The organism is Micromonospora sp. NRRL B-16802, from assembly GCF_001279555.1.
GTDB lineage: Bacteria > Actinomycetota > Actinomycetes > Mycobacteriales > Micromonosporaceae > Micromonospora > Micromonospora profundi.
On the sequence record NZ_LGEB01000132.1, the window covers coordinates 13812 to 29032 of the forward strand.

At 70.7% G+C, this 15221-nt stretch carries 17 protein-coding genes and 1 riboswitch; of the genes, 15 read left to right on the forward strand and 2 right to left on the reverse strand.

The features are described 5' to 3' along the window. Positions 1-6 precede the first annotated feature (6 nt). The 12 genes from ADK66_RS29260 (at position 7) to ADK66_RS29315 (ending at position 8839) form a co-directional block, all read left to right on the forward strand. The gene (locus ADK66_RS29260; RefSeq protein ID WP_053661047.1) at positions 7-639 is read left to right on the forward strand and encodes a CDP-alcohol phosphatidyltransferase family protein; all 633 of its coding nucleotides are present in this window, start codon (positions 7-9) and stop codon (positions 637-639) included. Then, a complete protein-coding gene (locus tag ADK66_RS29265) occupies positions 636-1589 on the forward strand; it encodes a DUF881 domain-containing protein (RefSeq protein WP_053661049.1) in 954 nt (317 codons plus the stop codon). Before ADK66_RS29260 ends, ADK66_RS29265 begins: the two co-directional genes overlap by 4 nt. Then, positions 1586-1918: a small basic family protein gene (locus ADK66_RS29270; RefSeq protein WP_007460356.1), complete on the forward strand. Its 333-nt coding sequence runs from the start codon at positions 1586-1588 to the stop codon at positions 1916-1918. The genes ADK66_RS29265 and ADK66_RS29270 overlap by 4 nt, the downstream gene beginning before the upstream one ends. Positions 1919-1928: 10 nt before the next feature. Beyond that, the gene (locus ADK66_RS29275; RefSeq protein ID WP_053661051.1) at positions 1929-2933 is read left to right on the forward strand and encodes a DUF881 domain-containing protein; all 1005 of its coding nucleotides are present in this window, start codon (positions 1929-1931) and stop codon (positions 2931-2933) included. A 57-nt stretch (positions 2934-2990) separates the two neighbouring features. Next, on the forward strand, positions 2991-3371 hold the full coding sequence (gene gcvH / locus ADK66_RS29280) for a glycine cleavage system protein GcvH (protein ID WP_053661053.1): 381 nt from the start codon (positions 2991-2993) through the stop codon (positions 3369-3371). A 217-nt stretch (positions 3372-3588) separates the two neighbouring features. Next, positions 3589-4041, forward strand: a complete 453-nt coding sequence (locus ADK66_RS29285) for an FHA domain-containing protein (protein ID WP_007071101.1) — start codon at positions 3589-3591, stop codon at positions 4039-4041. Positions 4042-4091: 50 nt separating this feature from the next. Continuing rightward, positions 4092-4793, forward strand: a complete 702-nt coding sequence (locus tag ADK66_RS29290) for a MerR family transcriptional regulator (RefSeq protein ID WP_197281691.1) — start codon at positions 4092-4094, stop codon at positions 4791-4793. 182 nt (positions 4794-4975) lie between these two features. Further along, a complete protein-coding gene (locus ADK66_RS29295; protein ID WP_007460347.1) occupies positions 4976-5440 on the forward strand; it encodes a bifunctional nuclease family protein in 465 nt (154 codons plus the stop codon). A gap of 194 nt (positions 5441-5634) precedes the next feature. Next, the gene (locus ADK66_RS29300) at positions 5635-6216 is read left to right on the forward strand and encodes a MerR family transcriptional regulator (protein WP_053661057.1); all 582 of its coding nucleotides are present in this window, start codon (positions 5635-5637) and stop codon (positions 6214-6216) included. 354 nt (positions 6217-6570) lie between these two features. Further along, positions 6571-6975 (forward strand): group 1 truncated hemoglobin, encoded by a 405-nt coding sequence (locus ADK66_RS29305; protein WP_209273247.1) that lies wholly within the window; start codon positions 6571-6573, stop codon positions 6973-6975. A gap of 2 nt (positions 6976-6977) precedes the next feature. Next, positions 6978-8147 carry a globin domain-containing protein gene (locus tag ADK66_RS29310; protein ID WP_053661059.1) on the forward strand — a complete coding sequence of 390 codons (1170 nt, stop codon included), beginning with the start codon at positions 6978-6980 and terminating at the stop codon, positions 8145-8147. Next, positions 8144-8839: a DivIVA domain-containing protein gene (locus ADK66_RS29315; RefSeq protein ID WP_053661061.1), complete on the forward strand. Its 696-nt coding sequence runs from the start codon at positions 8144-8146 to the stop codon at positions 8837-8839. Before ADK66_RS29310 ends, ADK66_RS29315 begins: the two co-directional genes overlap by 4 nt. 42 nt (positions 8840-8881) lie before the next feature. Here ADK66_RS29315 and ADK66_RS29320 read toward each other — a convergent pair whose 3' ends face one another. Beyond that, complete coding sequence (locus ADK66_RS29320) at positions 8882-9538, reverse strand: NAD(P)H-binding protein (RefSeq protein ID WP_053661063.1); 657 nt, start codon at positions 9536-9538, stop codon at positions 8882-8884. Positions 9539-9630: 92 nt separating this feature from the next. Here ADK66_RS29320 and ADK66_RS29325 point away from each other — a divergent pair, with 92 nt between their 5' ends. Beyond that, the gene (locus tag ADK66_RS29325) at positions 9631-10470 is read left to right on the forward strand and encodes an NAD-dependent protein deacetylase (protein WP_053661065.1); all 840 of its coding nucleotides are present in this window, start codon (positions 9631-9633) and stop codon (positions 10468-10470) included. A 60-nt stretch (positions 10471-10530) separates the two neighbouring features. Then, a riboswitch (glycine riboswitch) is annotated at positions 10531-10629 on the forward strand. 73 nt (positions 10630-10702) lie between these two features. Beyond that, a complete protein-coding gene (gcvP, locus tag ADK66_RS29330; RefSeq protein WP_053661067.1) occupies positions 10703-13525 on the forward strand; it encodes an aminomethyl-transferring glycine dehydrogenase in 2823 nt (940 codons plus the stop codon). Between the two features lie 147 nt (positions 13526-13672). Here the strand turns inward: gcvP and ADK66_RS29335 are convergent, their stop codons facing one another. Further along, positions 13673-13873 (reverse strand): DUF5999 family protein, encoded by a 201-nt coding sequence (locus ADK66_RS29335; protein ID WP_053661069.1) that lies wholly within the window; start codon positions 13871-13873, stop codon positions 13673-13675. A gap of 123 nt (positions 13874-13996) precedes the next feature. Here ADK66_RS29335 and ADK66_RS29340 point away from each other — a divergent pair, with 123 nt between their 5' ends. Beyond that, positions 13997-15217, forward strand: coding sequence for a chorismate-binding protein (locus tag ADK66_RS29340; RefSeq protein WP_053661071.1), 1221 nt, complete (start codon positions 13997-13999; stop codon positions 15215-15217). Positions 15218-15221 lie beyond the last annotated feature (4 nt).

Genomic DNA, 15221 nt, shown 5'->3' on the forward strand with positions numbered 1-15221 from the left:
GGTTCGGTGTCGAGTCGGCCGGCTCGGGCAGAGCATCCGCGGGACATCGACGACCAGGCCCCGAGCAACCAGGTGCTCACCCTTCCCAACCTGATCAGCTTCGGGCGGCTGCTGGGCGTACCGATCTTCCTGTACCTGTTCCTTGTGGAGCGCGCGGACGTGGCGGCCGTGATCGTGCTGGCCATCGGCGGCACGACCGACTGGGTGGACGGCTGGATCGCCCGCCGGATGCGCCAGGTGAGCCGACTGGGGGAGTTGCTCGACCCGCTGGCAGACCGGCTCTACATCCTCGCCACCCTTGTCGCCTTCACCGTGCGGGAGGTGGTGCCGTGGCAGTTCACCGCGGCGCTGCTGGCGCGGGAGTTGCTGCTGCTCGGCTCGCTGGCGGTGCTGCGCCGCTACGGGTACGGCCCGCCCCCGGTGCACTACGTCGGTAAGACCGCCACGTTCCTGTTGCTGGCGGCGTTCCCGGTGCTGTTGTTGGCGACCGCGGCGAGCGGGGTGGCCACGGCTGCCGCCGCCATCGGCTGGGGCCTGGCCTGGTGGGGTCTGGTGCTCTACTGGGTGGCCGGCGCGATGTACGTGGTGCAGGCGGCACGGCTGGTGCGCGCGGCACGCGGGCCGGGAGCGGCGGCGTGAGCGCGACCCCGCCTCAGCGGCCGGAGCGGCCACGTCAGGATCGGGTGTACGCGCCGGACTTCCTCACCGAACTGTTCCGCAATCCGCTGGACCCGGGGTACGCCGACGCGGCGACGGCACGCCGGCGCAAGGGTGTGCCGACGCCGGAGCGGGGTTGGCGGGCCTGGTCCGGGCGCTCGGTGAGCCTGGCCGTGGTGGTGGTGCTGGGCTTCCTGTTCGCGGTCGCCTACCGGCAGACGATGGCCGACGAGCCGGGGCGCGCGCAGGCCCGTTCCGGGCTGGTGGCGCAGATCAAGGACCGGGAGAGTCAGACCGACAGGTTGTCGCAGCGTGCGGACCAGCTGCGCGAGGAGGTCAGCCGGCAGCGGGACGCGGCGTTGAGCGGGTCGACGGCGGCGCGACTGCGGGACCTGGAGGCGAGCACCGGGCTGGGCCGGGTGCGCGGCGACGGCGTGGTGGTGCGGTTGGCGGACGCGCCAGGCAACGCGGACGCGGTGACCGGTGCGGGGGCGGGGCCGCCGCGGGTGCTCTACAGCGATCTTCAGGGTGTGGCGAACGCGTTGTGGAGTGCCGGTGCGGAGGCGATCGCCATCAACGGACAGCGGCTGACCTCGACGTCGACGATCCGTTCGGCGGGTGAGGCGATCCTTGTGGATTTCCGGCCGGTGACCGGACCGTACGAGGTGTCGGCGATCGGACCGGGGTCGATGCGTCGCCAGTTCGAGGCGAGCCGTAATGCGGCGTTGATGCGGGAGGTCGCGCAGCAGACGGGCCTGTCGTTCGGTGTGCGGGGCGCTGACGACCTCACCCTGCCGGCGGCGCCGGAGCCGCAGCTACGCTACGCCAAGCCGTCGGTCAGTCCGAGCCCTTCTGTGTCGGGTGGCCGGTCCGGCAGTCCCGGGTCGTCGGGTCCCTCGGCGACCGCTAGCCCTTCCGGAGGTGGCCGATGATCGCGGTGCTGGCGTTGCTCGCCGGTGTGGTGCTCGGGGTGTGGCTTGATCCCACGGTGCCGGCGGCGTTGCAGCCGTACCTGCCGATCGCGGTGGTTGCCGCGTTGGATGCGGTGTTCGGTGGGGTGCGGGCGAAGTTGGACCGCATCTTCGACGACAAGCAGTTCGTGGTGTCGTTCATCTCGAATGTGCTGGTGGCGGGCCTGATCGTGTACCTGGGTGACCAGTTGGGGGTGGGCGGGCAGTTGTCCACCGGTGTGGTCGTCGTGCTGGGTGTGCGGATCTTCGGGAATGTGGCGGCGATCCGCCGGCACCTGTTCCGGGCGTAGGTTTGATGCGATGAGCGACGAGCAGACGGAGACGGGGACGGGTTGGCCGCAGCCGGCGGGTCCGGCGCGGCCGGGTGGCCCGGCGGGTGAGCCGGACCCTCGGCCGGATGCGCCGGATCCGGACGAGCTGAGTCCGTTGGCGCCGCAGGGCCCGGTGGAGGCGGAGCCTCCGGCCGGGGAGCCTGGTGTGGCGCCTGTCGATGACGGTGCGACGGTGGACCTGAGCGCGGTGTCGCGGTCGGAGGAGCCGGTCGAGCGGTCCGACGGGTTGGCGGAGCCGGCTGTGCAGCGGTCGGGGGAGCCGGTGGTTGCTGGCCGGTCGCGGTTGAGTACGGCCGGGGTGATGATCGCGGCGTTGTTGGCGTTGCTGGGTTTCACCCTCGTGGTGCAGTTGAAGACGACGTCGACGGATCCGACGTTGGGGGCGACGCGGCAGGAGGACCTGGTGCGGATCCTGTCGGATCTGGATGCGCGGGAGAACCGGCTTCAGCAGGACATCCGGGCGTTGGAGGACAGCCAGCGGCAGTTGGCCTCGGGTGAGCAGGGCCGCCAGGCGGCGTTGGACGAGGCGACACGTCGGGCGGACGAGCTTGGTGTTCTGGCGGGGACGTTGCCGGCGGTGGGGCCGGGTCTGACGGTGCAGTTCATCAGTGGGGCCAAGCCGATCTCGGCGACGCGGGTGTTGGACGCGGTGCAGGAGCTGCGGGGCGCTGGCGCGGAGGCGATGCAGATCTCCGGTGGTGACCGGACGGCGGTGCGGGTCATCGCGTCGACGTACTTCCTGGACGGGGAGAACGGGTCGTTGGTGGTGGAGGGGCGGCGGTTGGCGCCGCCGTTCACGATCACGGTGATCGGTGATCCGGCGACGATGCGTACGGCATTGAACATTCCTGGCGGGGTGGTCGCGTCGGTCCGGGGTGACGGCGGTAACGTGACGTTTGGGGAGCGTGAGGTTGCCGAGGTTTCGGCGCTGCACGCGCCGATCAGGTTGGAACACGCCCGTCCGGTCTCCTGACCGGCGCGGCCGCGCCGGGCCGGTGGTCCGGGGCACCGATGGATGAGGACGCGTCTGGTGATTCCCGAGGATCTGCGATACACCGCCGAGCATGAGTGGGTGGCGGGTGAGGGCACGGGTTCGGCCCGGGTCGGCATCACGCACTTCGCGCAGGACGCGCTTGGCGACATCGTGTACGTGCAGTTGCCTGAGGTCGGTGCGGTGGTCGCGGCCGGTGATTCGTTGGGTGAGATCGAGTCGACGAAGAGTGTGTCGGAGATCTACGCGCCGGTGGCGGGTACGGTGGCGGCGCGCAACGAGGCGCTTGGTGACACGCCCGAGTTGATCAACTCGGATCCGTATGGTGCGGGTTGGTTGGTGGAGATCACGCCGAATGACCCGACGGCGTTGGACGGGTTGCTGACTGCGGGCGCGTACCAGAAGATCACCGAAGGCTGAGTGTGCTTGATCCGGCGGGCGGGTTGTCTGCGCGCGTCCGGTTGCCCTGCATTTCGGCGCTGGCTAGGCTCGCCCAGTCGACCGAGAAGAAACCATTAGTTGAGCGTTGCGGAATTGCCTTCCCGGGCACGGGGAGCCAGCCGCCGGGTGTTCGAGTGCCCGGCGGCCAGACCCGCCATTACCCGACGCCGACCGAACAGATCCGTGAGGTGGTCCCATGACGCGGCCAGACGACGAGTTCCCCCCGCTCGACGTCACTTCGACGCTCAATCTCGGCTCGCTCGACGAAGTGCTGGAGGGCCCGGACACCGATGTGGTGCCGAGCCGGATGTCCGGTTCGTTGCCGCCCGGTATGGCGCTGCTGGTGGTTCGTCGGGGTCCGAATGCGGGTGCCCGGTTCTTGTTGGACCACGATGTGACGACCAGTGGCCGGCACCCGGACAGTGACATCTTCCTGGACGATGTGACGGTGTCGCGGCGGCATGCTGAGTTCCACCGGGACGGTGGCACCTTCACCGTGCGGGATGTGGGCAGCCTCAACGGCACGTATGTGAATCGTGAGCGGGTCGAGGCGGCCACGTTGAGCAATGGTGACGAGGTTCAGATCGGTAAGTTCCGGGTGGTGTTCATCGCCGGTCCGCGCCCGGAGGAGGAGGCCGGCCGGGGGTGAACGAGCCTGCGGCCTCCACGCCACCCGGGGCGGCCCGGTCCCAGCCGTTGATGAGCATCGGTGAGGTGCTGGGGCAGTTGCGGGTGGATTTCCCGGACACCACGATTTCGAAGCTGCGGTTCCTCGAGGCCGAAGGCCTGGTTGAGCCGCAGCGGACGGCGGCTGGTTACCGGAAGTACAGCTGGGACGATGTGGCGCGGTTGCGGTTCGTGCTGTCCGCGCAGCGGGACCGGTATCTGCCGTTGCGGGTGATCCGTGAGCAGTTGGCGGAGTGGGATTCGTCCGGTGAGCAGCCGGGGCGGTCGCGGCCTTCGTTGGTGGCGGTGGGTCCTGATGGTGCGGTGCCGGGTCGGGAGTCGGCGGAGCCGGCCGAGTCGTCGCAGGTGCGGCTCGGCCGGGCTGATCTGGTGGCCCGTAGTGGGATCGACGACTCGACGTTGGTGGAGTTGGAGCGCCTCGGTGTGCTCGTGTCGGATCCGCCCGGCTGGTACGACGGGGATGCGTTGATCATCGCGTCGGCGGTGGCGGGGTTGGCGGCGTACGGGTTGGAGCCGCGGCATCTGCGGGGTTACCGGAGTGCTGCCGATCGTGAGGTCGGTTTGTTCGCTCAGTTGGTGGCGCCGTTGGCGCGGCAGAGTGATCCGGCGGCGCGGGCGCGGGCTGCGGAGACGGCGCGGGAGTTGGTGGCGTTGTCGGAGCAGTTGCATGCGGCGTTGGTGCGGGTGGGTCTGCGGTCGACGTTGGGTCGGTGATGTGCCGGCTGGGCGGTGGCGGAGCGGAAAGATCTCTTTCGGGAAGAGTGCCGTAGGCTTGCCGGGGTAACCCCTTTCTGGCGCGGGCGTGGTGCTGTAGCGCATGGGACGGCCGTGTTGCGGTCCGTGTACCGTGCAGGGAAGGGCGCGGTGCGTAGGTTGACGACGACACGGAGGCGGCGGTGCGCGAGCTGAGCGTGGTCGGAGTTCGGGTGGAGCTGCCCAGCAACCAGCCGATCGTCCTGCTCAGGGAGGTCGAGGGCGACCGCTATCTGCCGATCTGGATCGGCGCGGTCGAGGCCACGGCCATCGCTTATGAGCAGCAGGGTGTGAAGCCTGCCCGCCCGTTGACGCATGATCTTCTGCGGGACGTGTTGGCGGCGTTGCAGGCGCCGTTGCAGGCGGTGGAGATCACTGAGCTCAAGGAGAACGTGTTCTACGCGGATCTGTTGATCGGCGATGGGGTGCGGGTGTCGGCGCGGCCGAGCGATTCGATCGCGTTGGCGTTGCGGGTTGGTGCGCCGATTCGTTGTGCTGAGCAGGTCCTCAGCGAGGCGGGGATCGTTATCCCTGACGAGCAGGAGGACGAGGTGGAGAAGTTCCGCGAGTTCCTGGAGCAGGTGCGTCCGGAGGATTTCGCGGGCTGACGGGGCTCGGTTCCCGGGTGGGTGTCACTGTTGGTGATGCCCCGGGGCGGGTTGGTGATCTTTCTCGGGTGGCTGTGCGGCGTGTCGCGCCTGTTTCTCCGTGGTAACTCCTGAGCGTGGCGATAGGGTTGCCGTGTCGAGGGGTGCGCGTCCCGGAAACGACGCGTCGCCGCACTGACGGGGAGGTTGTCCGGATGCACGAGCCGCAGGATTCCGATCCGGGTGCACAGTTGAGTGAGCCGGGTGTCTCGGCGACTGAGAGTGATGGCTCGGTGGGCTACCGAGGTGTGACGGCTTGTCACGCGGTGGGCATCAGTTATCGGCAGCTGGATTACTGGGCGCGGACGACGCTTGTGGTGCCGAGCGTGCGGGACGCCTCGGGTTCGGGGACGCAGCGGTTGTATTCGTTCCGGGACCTTGTGGTGTTGAAGGTCGTGAAGCGGTTGTTGGATGCGGGGGTGTCCCTGCAGAACATCCGTAAGGCGATCGAGGCGTTGCGGTCGCGTGGTGTGGAGGATCTGGCGGGGATCACGCTGATCTCTGATGGGACGACCGTGTACGAGTGCCGGTCTCCGGAAGAGGTGGTCGACCTGTTGCAGGGTGGCCAGGGTGTGTTCGGGATCGCGATCGGTGGGGCTTTCAAGGAGATCCAGGGGTCGTTGTCGCATCTGCCTGCGGAGCCGGCGAGTGGCCCTGCGGAGCCGGCGGTGGCGTCCGAGGTGGAGTCGGTGGCCGACGAGTTGGCGGCCCGGCGGGCGCGGCGGCGCGCGGGCTGAGTCCCGTCCCCGCTGTTGCGGGTTCCTTTCGCAGTCCTGTGATCGACTCGCCTTTCTGGAAATCGCGGTGCCCGGGCGCCTCGGGCGCCCCGATTTCCGGGAAGCCGAGCCGAGGCGGTGGTGTTGCCCCGGGTCGGGTCCACTGTGGGGTGCGGTCATGGGCCCTGACCTGGCCGTGGTGACGCTGCGTGTGTGGCGTTGTCGGGAATCGGATAGGGGGGCCCTGACCGGGCGTCAGCGGCACGCTATCGTCCGACACGGTCCATCGGTGTGGCGCCGTGGCGTGAGGGTGGTGCGCCGGTGGCCGTTGCCCCTGCGCGCTGACCCGGCGCGACCCCTCCATTCCTGGAAGGAATGACCGTGACGGTTACGCAAGAAACCGCTCCCTCCTCGCACTACGACCGCATTGGCGGTGCGAACGCTGTGAAGGCGGCCGTCGAGCTGTTCTACGACAAGGTGCTCGCCGACCCTGAGCTGGCGACCTACTTCACCTCTGTGGACATGGCGGGTCAGCGGCGGCATCTCGCGCTGATGCTGGCGGTGGTGCTGGGTGGCCCGGACGAGTACGCGGGCCGTGGGTTGGCCGAGGCGCACCAGCCCTTGGGTATCACTGCGGAGCAGTACGCCAAGGTCGGTGGGCACCTGAGCGCGGCGTTGACCGAGCTGGGGGTTCCGGAGGACATCCTGACCGACGTGCAGGCTGTGCTGGCGCAGGTTCAGGACCAGGTGGTGGCCGCCGGGACGCGTCCGGGCGCCTGAGCGTGGACGCGGCCCGACTCAAGCAGAGCTGGTCGCTGGTCGCCGGGCACGGCGATCAGGTTCCGCTCTTTTTCTATTCGACGTTGTTTCTGGCTCACCCGGAGACCCGGCAGATGTTCCCCACGAACATGGCCGGTCAGCGGGACCGCCTCGTCACCGCGTTGGGGCACATCGTGTCGCATGTGGACCAGGTGGACCAGCTGGTGGGTTATCTGCAGGATCTGGGGGCGGACCACCGGAAGTTCGCGGTCCGCGCCGAGCACTATCCGGCGGTCGGTGAGGCGCTGCTGGCGACGTTGCAGCATTTCCTGGCGGAGCAGTGGACCGACGAGTTGGCCCAGGACTGGGCCGCGGCGTACGGGCTGGTCGCGCAGGTGATGACGGAGGCGGCGCAGGCGGCGGAGGCGGTGAATCCGCCGTGGTGGGTGGCGGAGATCGTGGCTCACGAGCGGCGGGCGTTCGACGTGGCGGTGTTGACGGTACGTCCGCAGTACCTGTTGCCGTTCACGCCGGGTCAGTCGATCGGTGTGTCGCATCCGTCGGTGCGGTCGTGGCGGTACTACTCGCCGGCGAACGCGCCCCGCGCGGACGGCACGTTGGAGCTGCATGTGCGGGCCGCGCCCGGTGGTGCGGTGTCGTCGCGGCTGGTGTACGGGTCGTCGGTGGGTGACCGGGTGCACCTGGCCGCGCCGGTGGGGGAGCGGTTGGCGTTGTGGTCGGCCGGTTCCAGCGATCTGTTGTTGCTGGCGGCGGGCACCGGCTGGGCGCCGGTGAAGGCGTTGGTGGAGCAGGTCGCCGCGGAGGGTTCCCGCCGTCGGGTGGACCTGTACGTGGGGGCTCGTTCGCGCAGCGAGTTCTATGACAGCGACGCGATCGACAAGTTGGCGTCGTCGTGTCCGTGGTTGACGGTGACGTATGTGGTGGGTGCGGATGTGAACCGGCCGGGGGAGTTCGTGCACGCGGTGGACCGGGCGTTGAGCGATGCTGACTGGCGTTCCCGGCACGTGTACGTGTGTGGGTCCGACGAGATGGTGTCGCATTCGGTGCAGGCGTTGGCGCGGGCGGGTTTCCACGCCGGTCAGGTGCACCACGAGGGTTTGGGCGCGCAGTGGTACGGCCCGGCGTGGCGTACGGCGGTGCGGCAGCAGTCGAGTGAGAGGGGTGAGCAGTGAGCGCGACCCCGATCAGCCGGTACGACGGTGTGCAGGTCTCCGGTGGTGTGCAGGTGCGGATGACGGCCGACCGGGTCCGGCGGTGGGAGTTCGGTGCGGCGCCGTTCGCGAGGCGCGGCTATGACAGCGCCGACGTGGATCGGTTCCGGGTGCAGGTCGCCGACGAGTTGGATCTGATGGCGACGCAGATCGCGAATCTGCGGGCGGAGAACGAGCGCCTCACCGACCGGGTGGAGCTGCACCGGCACGGGGTGATCCCGAGCGCGGGTGCGGTGGCGAAGACCCCTGCGGCGAAGGAGGTGAATCTGCTGTCGGCGGCGCAGCGGGAGGCGGAGCAGATCATCGCGCAGGCGCACGACTATGCGCGGCGGGTCGCCGAGTACGCCCGGGTGCAGTACGAGAGTTACATGCGGGCGGCCGCGGAGGAGGCGAAGCTGGAGGCGGAGCGGGCGGTGGCGGACTACCGCGCGTCGGCCGGGCCGAGCTTCGACGATTCGGTGGCGACCCGGGAGGCGTTGCGGATCTTCGGGGAGATGATGGTGTCGCACATGCAGGCGGCGGCGCGTCATCTCGACGAGGGCAGTGAGCAGTTGGCGCGGACGATGGATCGGATCGCCGCGCAGACACCGGGTGCGCCGTTCGTGGACGGTGCGCCGGGTCAGACGGCGTTGCCGCGGCACCACCAGCGCTGAGGTGTGTGACCGGTGGGGTCCGCCGATGACGGACCCCACCGGTCAGGTGCGGGCGGCGGTGACGGCGTCGGCGATGGGTGTCGGCCCGGCGACGAGTTCCAGTGTCGCGCCGGCGGTGTGGGGTGCGTCCAGGAGCGCGGCGAGGACGAGGGCGACGTCGGCGCGGCTGATGGCGCCGCTGCCGGCGTGGCGGGTGAGGGTGACGTGGCCGGTCGGGTCGTCGTCGGTGAGTCGGCCGGGGCGCAGCACCGTCCAGGCGAGGTCGCGGGCGCGCAGGTCGTCCTCGGCGGCGCGTTTGGCCAGCAGGTACGCGGCCCACACGTCGTCGGTGCCGGGGCTTGGTGGCTTGTCCACGCCCATGGAGGACACCAGCAGGTAGCGGTGGACGCCGGCGTGGGTGGCGGCGTCGGCGAGGAGCGCGGCGGCGCCCCGGTCGACGGTGTCCTTGCGGGCGGCGCCGCTACCGGGGCCGGCTCCGGCAGCGAAGATCACCGCGTCGGCGCCGTCGAGGTGCGCGGCGAGGTCGGTGACGTCGGCGTGTTCGAGGTCGCAGACGACGGGGGTGGCGCCGGCGGCGCGCAGCGCGGGCGCCTGGTCGGGGTTGCGGATGAGGCCGACAGGGGTGTCGCCCCGGTCGGCGAGGTGACGCTCCAGCAGTCGGGCGATCTTGCCGTGGCCTCCGGCGATGACGATGCGCATCGTCTCAACGTACCGGCCGGGGCCGGTCGCGGCTCGTGCACGGCCGAGGGCGGGGTTGGTCGGCGGTGGGCGGGTTGAGGCAGCATGGTGGGGTGACCGACAGCCTCGATGCGTTGACCTCGCTGCTGGCAGGCGGGCGGGTGGTGGTGCTCAGCGGGGCGGGCCTGTCCACCGAGTCGGGTATCCCGGATTACCGGGGGCCCAGCGGCGTGGCCCGCCGGCACACGCCCATGACGTTCCAGGCGTTCACCGGCGATGCGCTGGCACGGCGGCGGTACTGGGCGCGCAGCCATCTGGGGTGGCGGTTGATCGCGCGGGCCGCGCCGAACGACGGGCATCGGGCGGTGGCGCGGCTGCAACACGCCGGCCTGGTCGACGCGGTGATCACCCAGAACGTGGACGGGTTGCACGGCGCCGCCGGCAGCGCTCAGGTGGTGGAGTTGCACGGCCGCCTCGACGAGGTGACATGCCTGGACTGCGGCAACCTGACCTCCCGGGAGGAGGTGGACCGGCGGCTGCGCGAGGCGAATCCGGACTTCGTGGCGCAGGTCGACGCGGTCAACCCGGACGGTGATGTGGATCTCCCCGACGAGCAGGTGGCGGGTTTCCGGCCGGTGGACTGCGGGATCTGTCAGACAGGCATGCTGAAACCGGACGTGGTGTTCTTCGGCGAGACGGTGCCGCCGCAGCGGGTGGCGCGGTGTTTCGACCTGGTGGAGCGGGCGCGGGCGTTGGTGGTGTTGGGCTCGTCGTTGACGGTGATGTCGGGTCGCCGGTTCGTGATCCGCGCGGCGAAAAACGGCATTCCGGTCGCGATCGTCAACCAGGGGCCGACCCGTGGTGACGGGTACGCCACGGTGTGCGTGGACGCGCCGTTGGGCGTGGTGCTGCCCGTCCTTGCCGAGCGGGTCGCCGCCGGGGCGTCGGTGTGATGGTCCGGGGGTAGGACATCGGTTGGAAACACCGGCGCTGGTAGCGTTGACCACGCCGGTAACACCCACGTGGGAGAGACCGCCCGACAGCAGCCGGGGCGGCGCCGAAGGGGCAAATCCTCCCCGGAACCTCTCAGGCAAAAGGACCTCGTGGGCAGGCACTGTGGAGCGCCCTGTGGGGTGCGACAGAGGGGGAGGCCGACACGTCGACCTCGCCCCGGGAGTGCCACTGATGACCGTTGAGCAGTTCGCCACCCGTCACATCGGTCCCGGACCGGACGATGAGCGCCGCATGTTGGAGGTCGTCGGGCACGGCTCGGTCGACGAGTTGATGGACGCGGCGATTCCCGAGGTGATCCGCTGGCACGGCACCTTGGACCTGCCGGAGGCGGCCACCGAGGCCGAGGCGATCGCCGAGCTGCGGGCCCTGGCGGCGCGTAACACCGTGGCCGTGTCGATGATCGGCCTGGGCTACCACGGCACGCACACCCCGGCGGTGATCCGCCGCAACGTGCTGGAGGACCCGGCCTGGTACACGGCGTACACGCCGTACCAGCCGGAGATCAGCCAGGGCCGGCTGGAGGCGTTGCTGAACTTCCAGACCATGGTCACCGACCTGACCGGGCTGGCCACCGCGAACGCCTCGATGCTCGACGAGGGCACCGCCGCCGCGGAGGCCATGACCCTGGCCCGTCGGGCGTCCAAGAGCAAGAGCCGTGTGTACGTCGTCGACGCCGACGCGCTGCCGCAGACCATCGCGGTGATCGCCAGTCGGGCGGAGCCGCTGGGCATCGAGGTGCGGGTCGTCGACGTCGACCACGATGAGCTGCCGCAGGAGTTCTTCGGCCTGCACCTGCAGTACCCGGGGGCTTCCGGGGCGATCCGTGACCATTCCGCGCTCGTGGAGGCCGCGCACACCGTAGGGGCCCTGGTCACCGTCGCCGCGGACCTGCTGGCGTTGACGTTGCTGCGCGCGCCGGGGGAGATCGGCGTGGACATCGCCGCCGGCACCACGCAGCGTTTCGGCGTACCCATGGGCTTCGGTGGGCCGCACGCCGGTTACCTGGCGGTGCGCTCGGGCCTGGAGCGGATGCTGCCCGGCCGCCTTGTCGGTGTGTCGCGTGACGCCGACGGCAACCCGGCCTACCGGCTGGCGTTGCAGACCCGTGAGCAGCACATCCGGCGGGAGAAGGCGACGAGCAACATCTGCACCGCCCAGGTGCTCCTCGCGGTGATGGCCGGCATGTACGCCGTCTATCACGGCCCGGACGGGCTACGGGACATCGCGACGCGTACCCACGACATGACGGCGCGGCTCGCGGCCGGGCTGCGCGCCGGTGGGGTGCGGGTCGCGGACGTTCCGTTCTTCGACACGATCACCGCGAGCGTGCCGGGACGCGCGGAGCAGCTCGTCGCGGCCGCCGCCGAGCGCGGGGTGAACCTGCGGCTCGTCGACGCCGACCAGGTGGGCATGTCCTGCGACGAGACGACGACTGTGGCGCACCTGGAGGCGGTGTGGGCGTCGTTCGGGGTGCCCGCGTTCGACGGCGACGGCGACACGGCGCTGCCGGGCGACCTGGCGCGGACGAGCGACTTCCTCACCCACCCGGTGTTTCGCAGCCACCACTCGGAGACGGCGATGCTGCGCTACCTGCGGCGGCTGTCGGACTTCGACTACGCCCTGGACCGGGGCATGATCCCGCTGGGGTCGTGCACGATGAAGCTCAACGCGACCACCGAGATGGAGCCGATCTCCTGGGCGGAGTTCGCCAACATCCACCCGTTCGCGCCTGACGCGCAGACCGCCGGCTACCGGGAGATGATCGGCCAGTTGGAGTCGTGGCTGGCCGAGGTGACCGGCTACGACGCGGTCAGCGTGCAGCCCAACGCCGGGTCGCAGGGTGAGCTGGCCGGACTGATGGCGATCCGTTCCTACCACGCGTCGCGCGGTGAGTCGCACCGCGACGTGTGCCTGATCCCGTCGTCGGCGCACGGCACCAACGCGGCGTCGGCGGTGATGGCCGGCATGCGGGTCGTCGTGGTGGCCTGCGACGACGACGGCAACGTCGACCTGGTCGACCTCGACGCGAAGATCGACAAGCACCGCGACGCGCTCGCCGCGATCATGGTGACGTACCCGTCGACGCACGGCGTGTACGAGACGGGCATCGCGTCGCTGTGCGCGAAGGTCCACGACGCCGGCGGCCAGGTGTACGTCGACGGGGCCAACCTCAACGCGCTCGTCGGTTTCGCCAAGCCGGGCAAGTTCGGCGCGGACGTGTCGCACCTGAACTTGCACAAGACGTTCTGCATCCCCCACGGCGGTGGCGGCCCCGGTGTGGGTCCGGTGGCGGTGCGGTCGCACCTGGCGCCGTTCCTGCCCGGCGACCCGCTCGGCGCGCACGTCGACGCCACGCCGGCGATCTCGGCGGCGAAGTACGGGTCGGCGGGGATCCTGCCGATCCCGTGGGCGTACCTGCGGATGATGGGCGCGGCCGGCCTGACCCGGGCCACCGGCGTCGCGGTCCTCGCCGCGAACTATGTGGCGGCGCGGCTGCGCGGGCACTATCCGGTGCTGTACGCCGGCAACAAGGGCCTGGTGGCGCACGAGTGCATCCTGGACCTGCGGCCGTTGACGAAGGCGACGGGGGTGAGCGTCGACGACGTGGCGAAGCGGCTCATCGACTACGGCTTCCACGCCCCGACGATGTCGTTCCCCGTGGCGGGGACGCTGATGGTGGAGCCGACCGAGAGTGAGGATCTGGCCGAGCTGGACCGGTTCTGCGACGCGATGATCGCGATCCGCGCGGAGATCGACAAGGTGGGAGCCGGGGAGTGGCCGGCGGGGGACAACCCCCTGGCGAACGCGCCGCACACCGCGGCGATGGTCAGCGGTGACGAGTGGCCGCACCCGTACCCGCGGTCGGTGGGCGCGTACCCGGCGGGCGTGGACCGGGCGGGGAAGTACTGGCCGCCGGTGCGGCGCGTCGACGGCGCGTACGGCGACCGGAATCTGGTCTGCTCGTGCCCGTCGCCGGAGGCGTTCGAGGACTGACACCGCCGGAGGCGGTCGAGACCGGCGACGGCGGGCCGGGGCGGGCGGTGTGCCGCCCCGGCAGCCGCGCTGACCTGGGCTCGGGTGCCCCGTACCGGGGGACTAGCCTGGGTCGGCGGCGGCGATTCGGTGACGCTGGGTGGTCAATCAGGCCGCGAGGGCGTGTCGGGCGGGGCCGCGGTGCGGGGCGATGCTGCTGCCGTCGGGGAGCAGCTCACCGGTGTCCTCGAAAACGATGACACCGTTGCAGAGCAGGCTCCAGCCCTGCTCAGGGAAGCAGGCGAGGACCCGGGCGGCGTCCCGGTCAGTGGCTTCGGCGGAAGGGCAGGTCGGCTGGTGCTGGCACATCGGGTTCTCCGGACTGTGGGGGCACTGTGTCATGGTTCACATGACCAGTGACGCACAGTACCAAGTGAAAGTGTCCAGCATCGAGCAGGTGTCGGTCTTGTGTACGGGAAATCCACTGAACGGATGAGGAAGATCAGTCCATACGGCGTGGAAACGCTCCCAGAGGTGCTGGTCGATGCGCCCGCCGCCCCCGCCGGGTGCCGCGGGGCGCTCGTGGAACGCGCCCGTCTGCACTGGCGCCGCACCGACGGAGGCGACCCCGCCGCGCTCGCGCAGGAGTTCCTCGCCGCGCACGGGCTGCCCCTGCACAACCTGGCCCGACCCACACCCACCGGCCACCGCACCGACACCGGGCTCTGCGGCGCCGCCCTGTACCTGTCCGCCGCCGCCGGCGCGTACCTGACCGGCGGCCCACAGGGCAACGCCGAGCCCGCGCCCACCCTGCCCGACCTCGCCGTCGTCGTCTACCACCACCGCCCGAGCACCACACCGGTCAGCGGCCCACCCGCCGGCTGGTGGCTCGGCGACTGGGCCGAGAGCTGGACACCCACCCAGCACGCCCACGCCGTCGACGCCGTCCGCGCCGCCATCGGCCGCGGCGACGTCTACCAGACCAACCTCGTCGGCCACGCCGCCGCCCGCTACACCGGCGACCCGATCCCCGCCCTCCGACGCCTCGGCGCGCTCCCCGGCGCCCGCTACGGCGGCGTGCTCACCGGCGACGGCTGGGCCATCGGCTGCGCCTCACCGGAAACCCTCATCGAAGCCCACGACGGGCAGCTGATCACCCGACCCATCAAAGGCACCCGCCCCGCCACCCCAGCCGGCCGCGCCGAACTGCTCGCCAGCGCCAAGGAACGCGCCGAACACATCATGATCGTCGACCTGGAACGCAACGACCTCGCCCGCGTCGCCCGCACCGGCACCGTCGTTGTCGACGACCTGTTCGCCGTACGCCGCTGGTGTGACCTGTGGCAGGCCGAGTCGACAGTCCGCGCCCACGCCGCCGACGGCCTTGGCCTGGCCGACCTGCTGCGCGCCACCTGCCCCGGCGGCTCCGTCACCGGCGCACCCAAACACGCGGCCCTCACCCAGATCGCCGCCCTCGAACCCGTCGGCAGAGGCGCCAGCATGGGCGCGCTCGGCTGGATCGCCCCCGGCCGCGTCGACCTCGGCCTGACCATCCGCACCGCCGCCGCCGACGGCGAGAAGCTGCACACCTGGGCCGGCGGCGGCATCACCTGGGACAGCGACGCCCACGCCGAGGTCGCCGAAGCCGCGGCGAAAACCGCACCGATCCGCGCGACCCTCGCCGGGCGACGGCCACCACCGCCGATACGCTGACCCC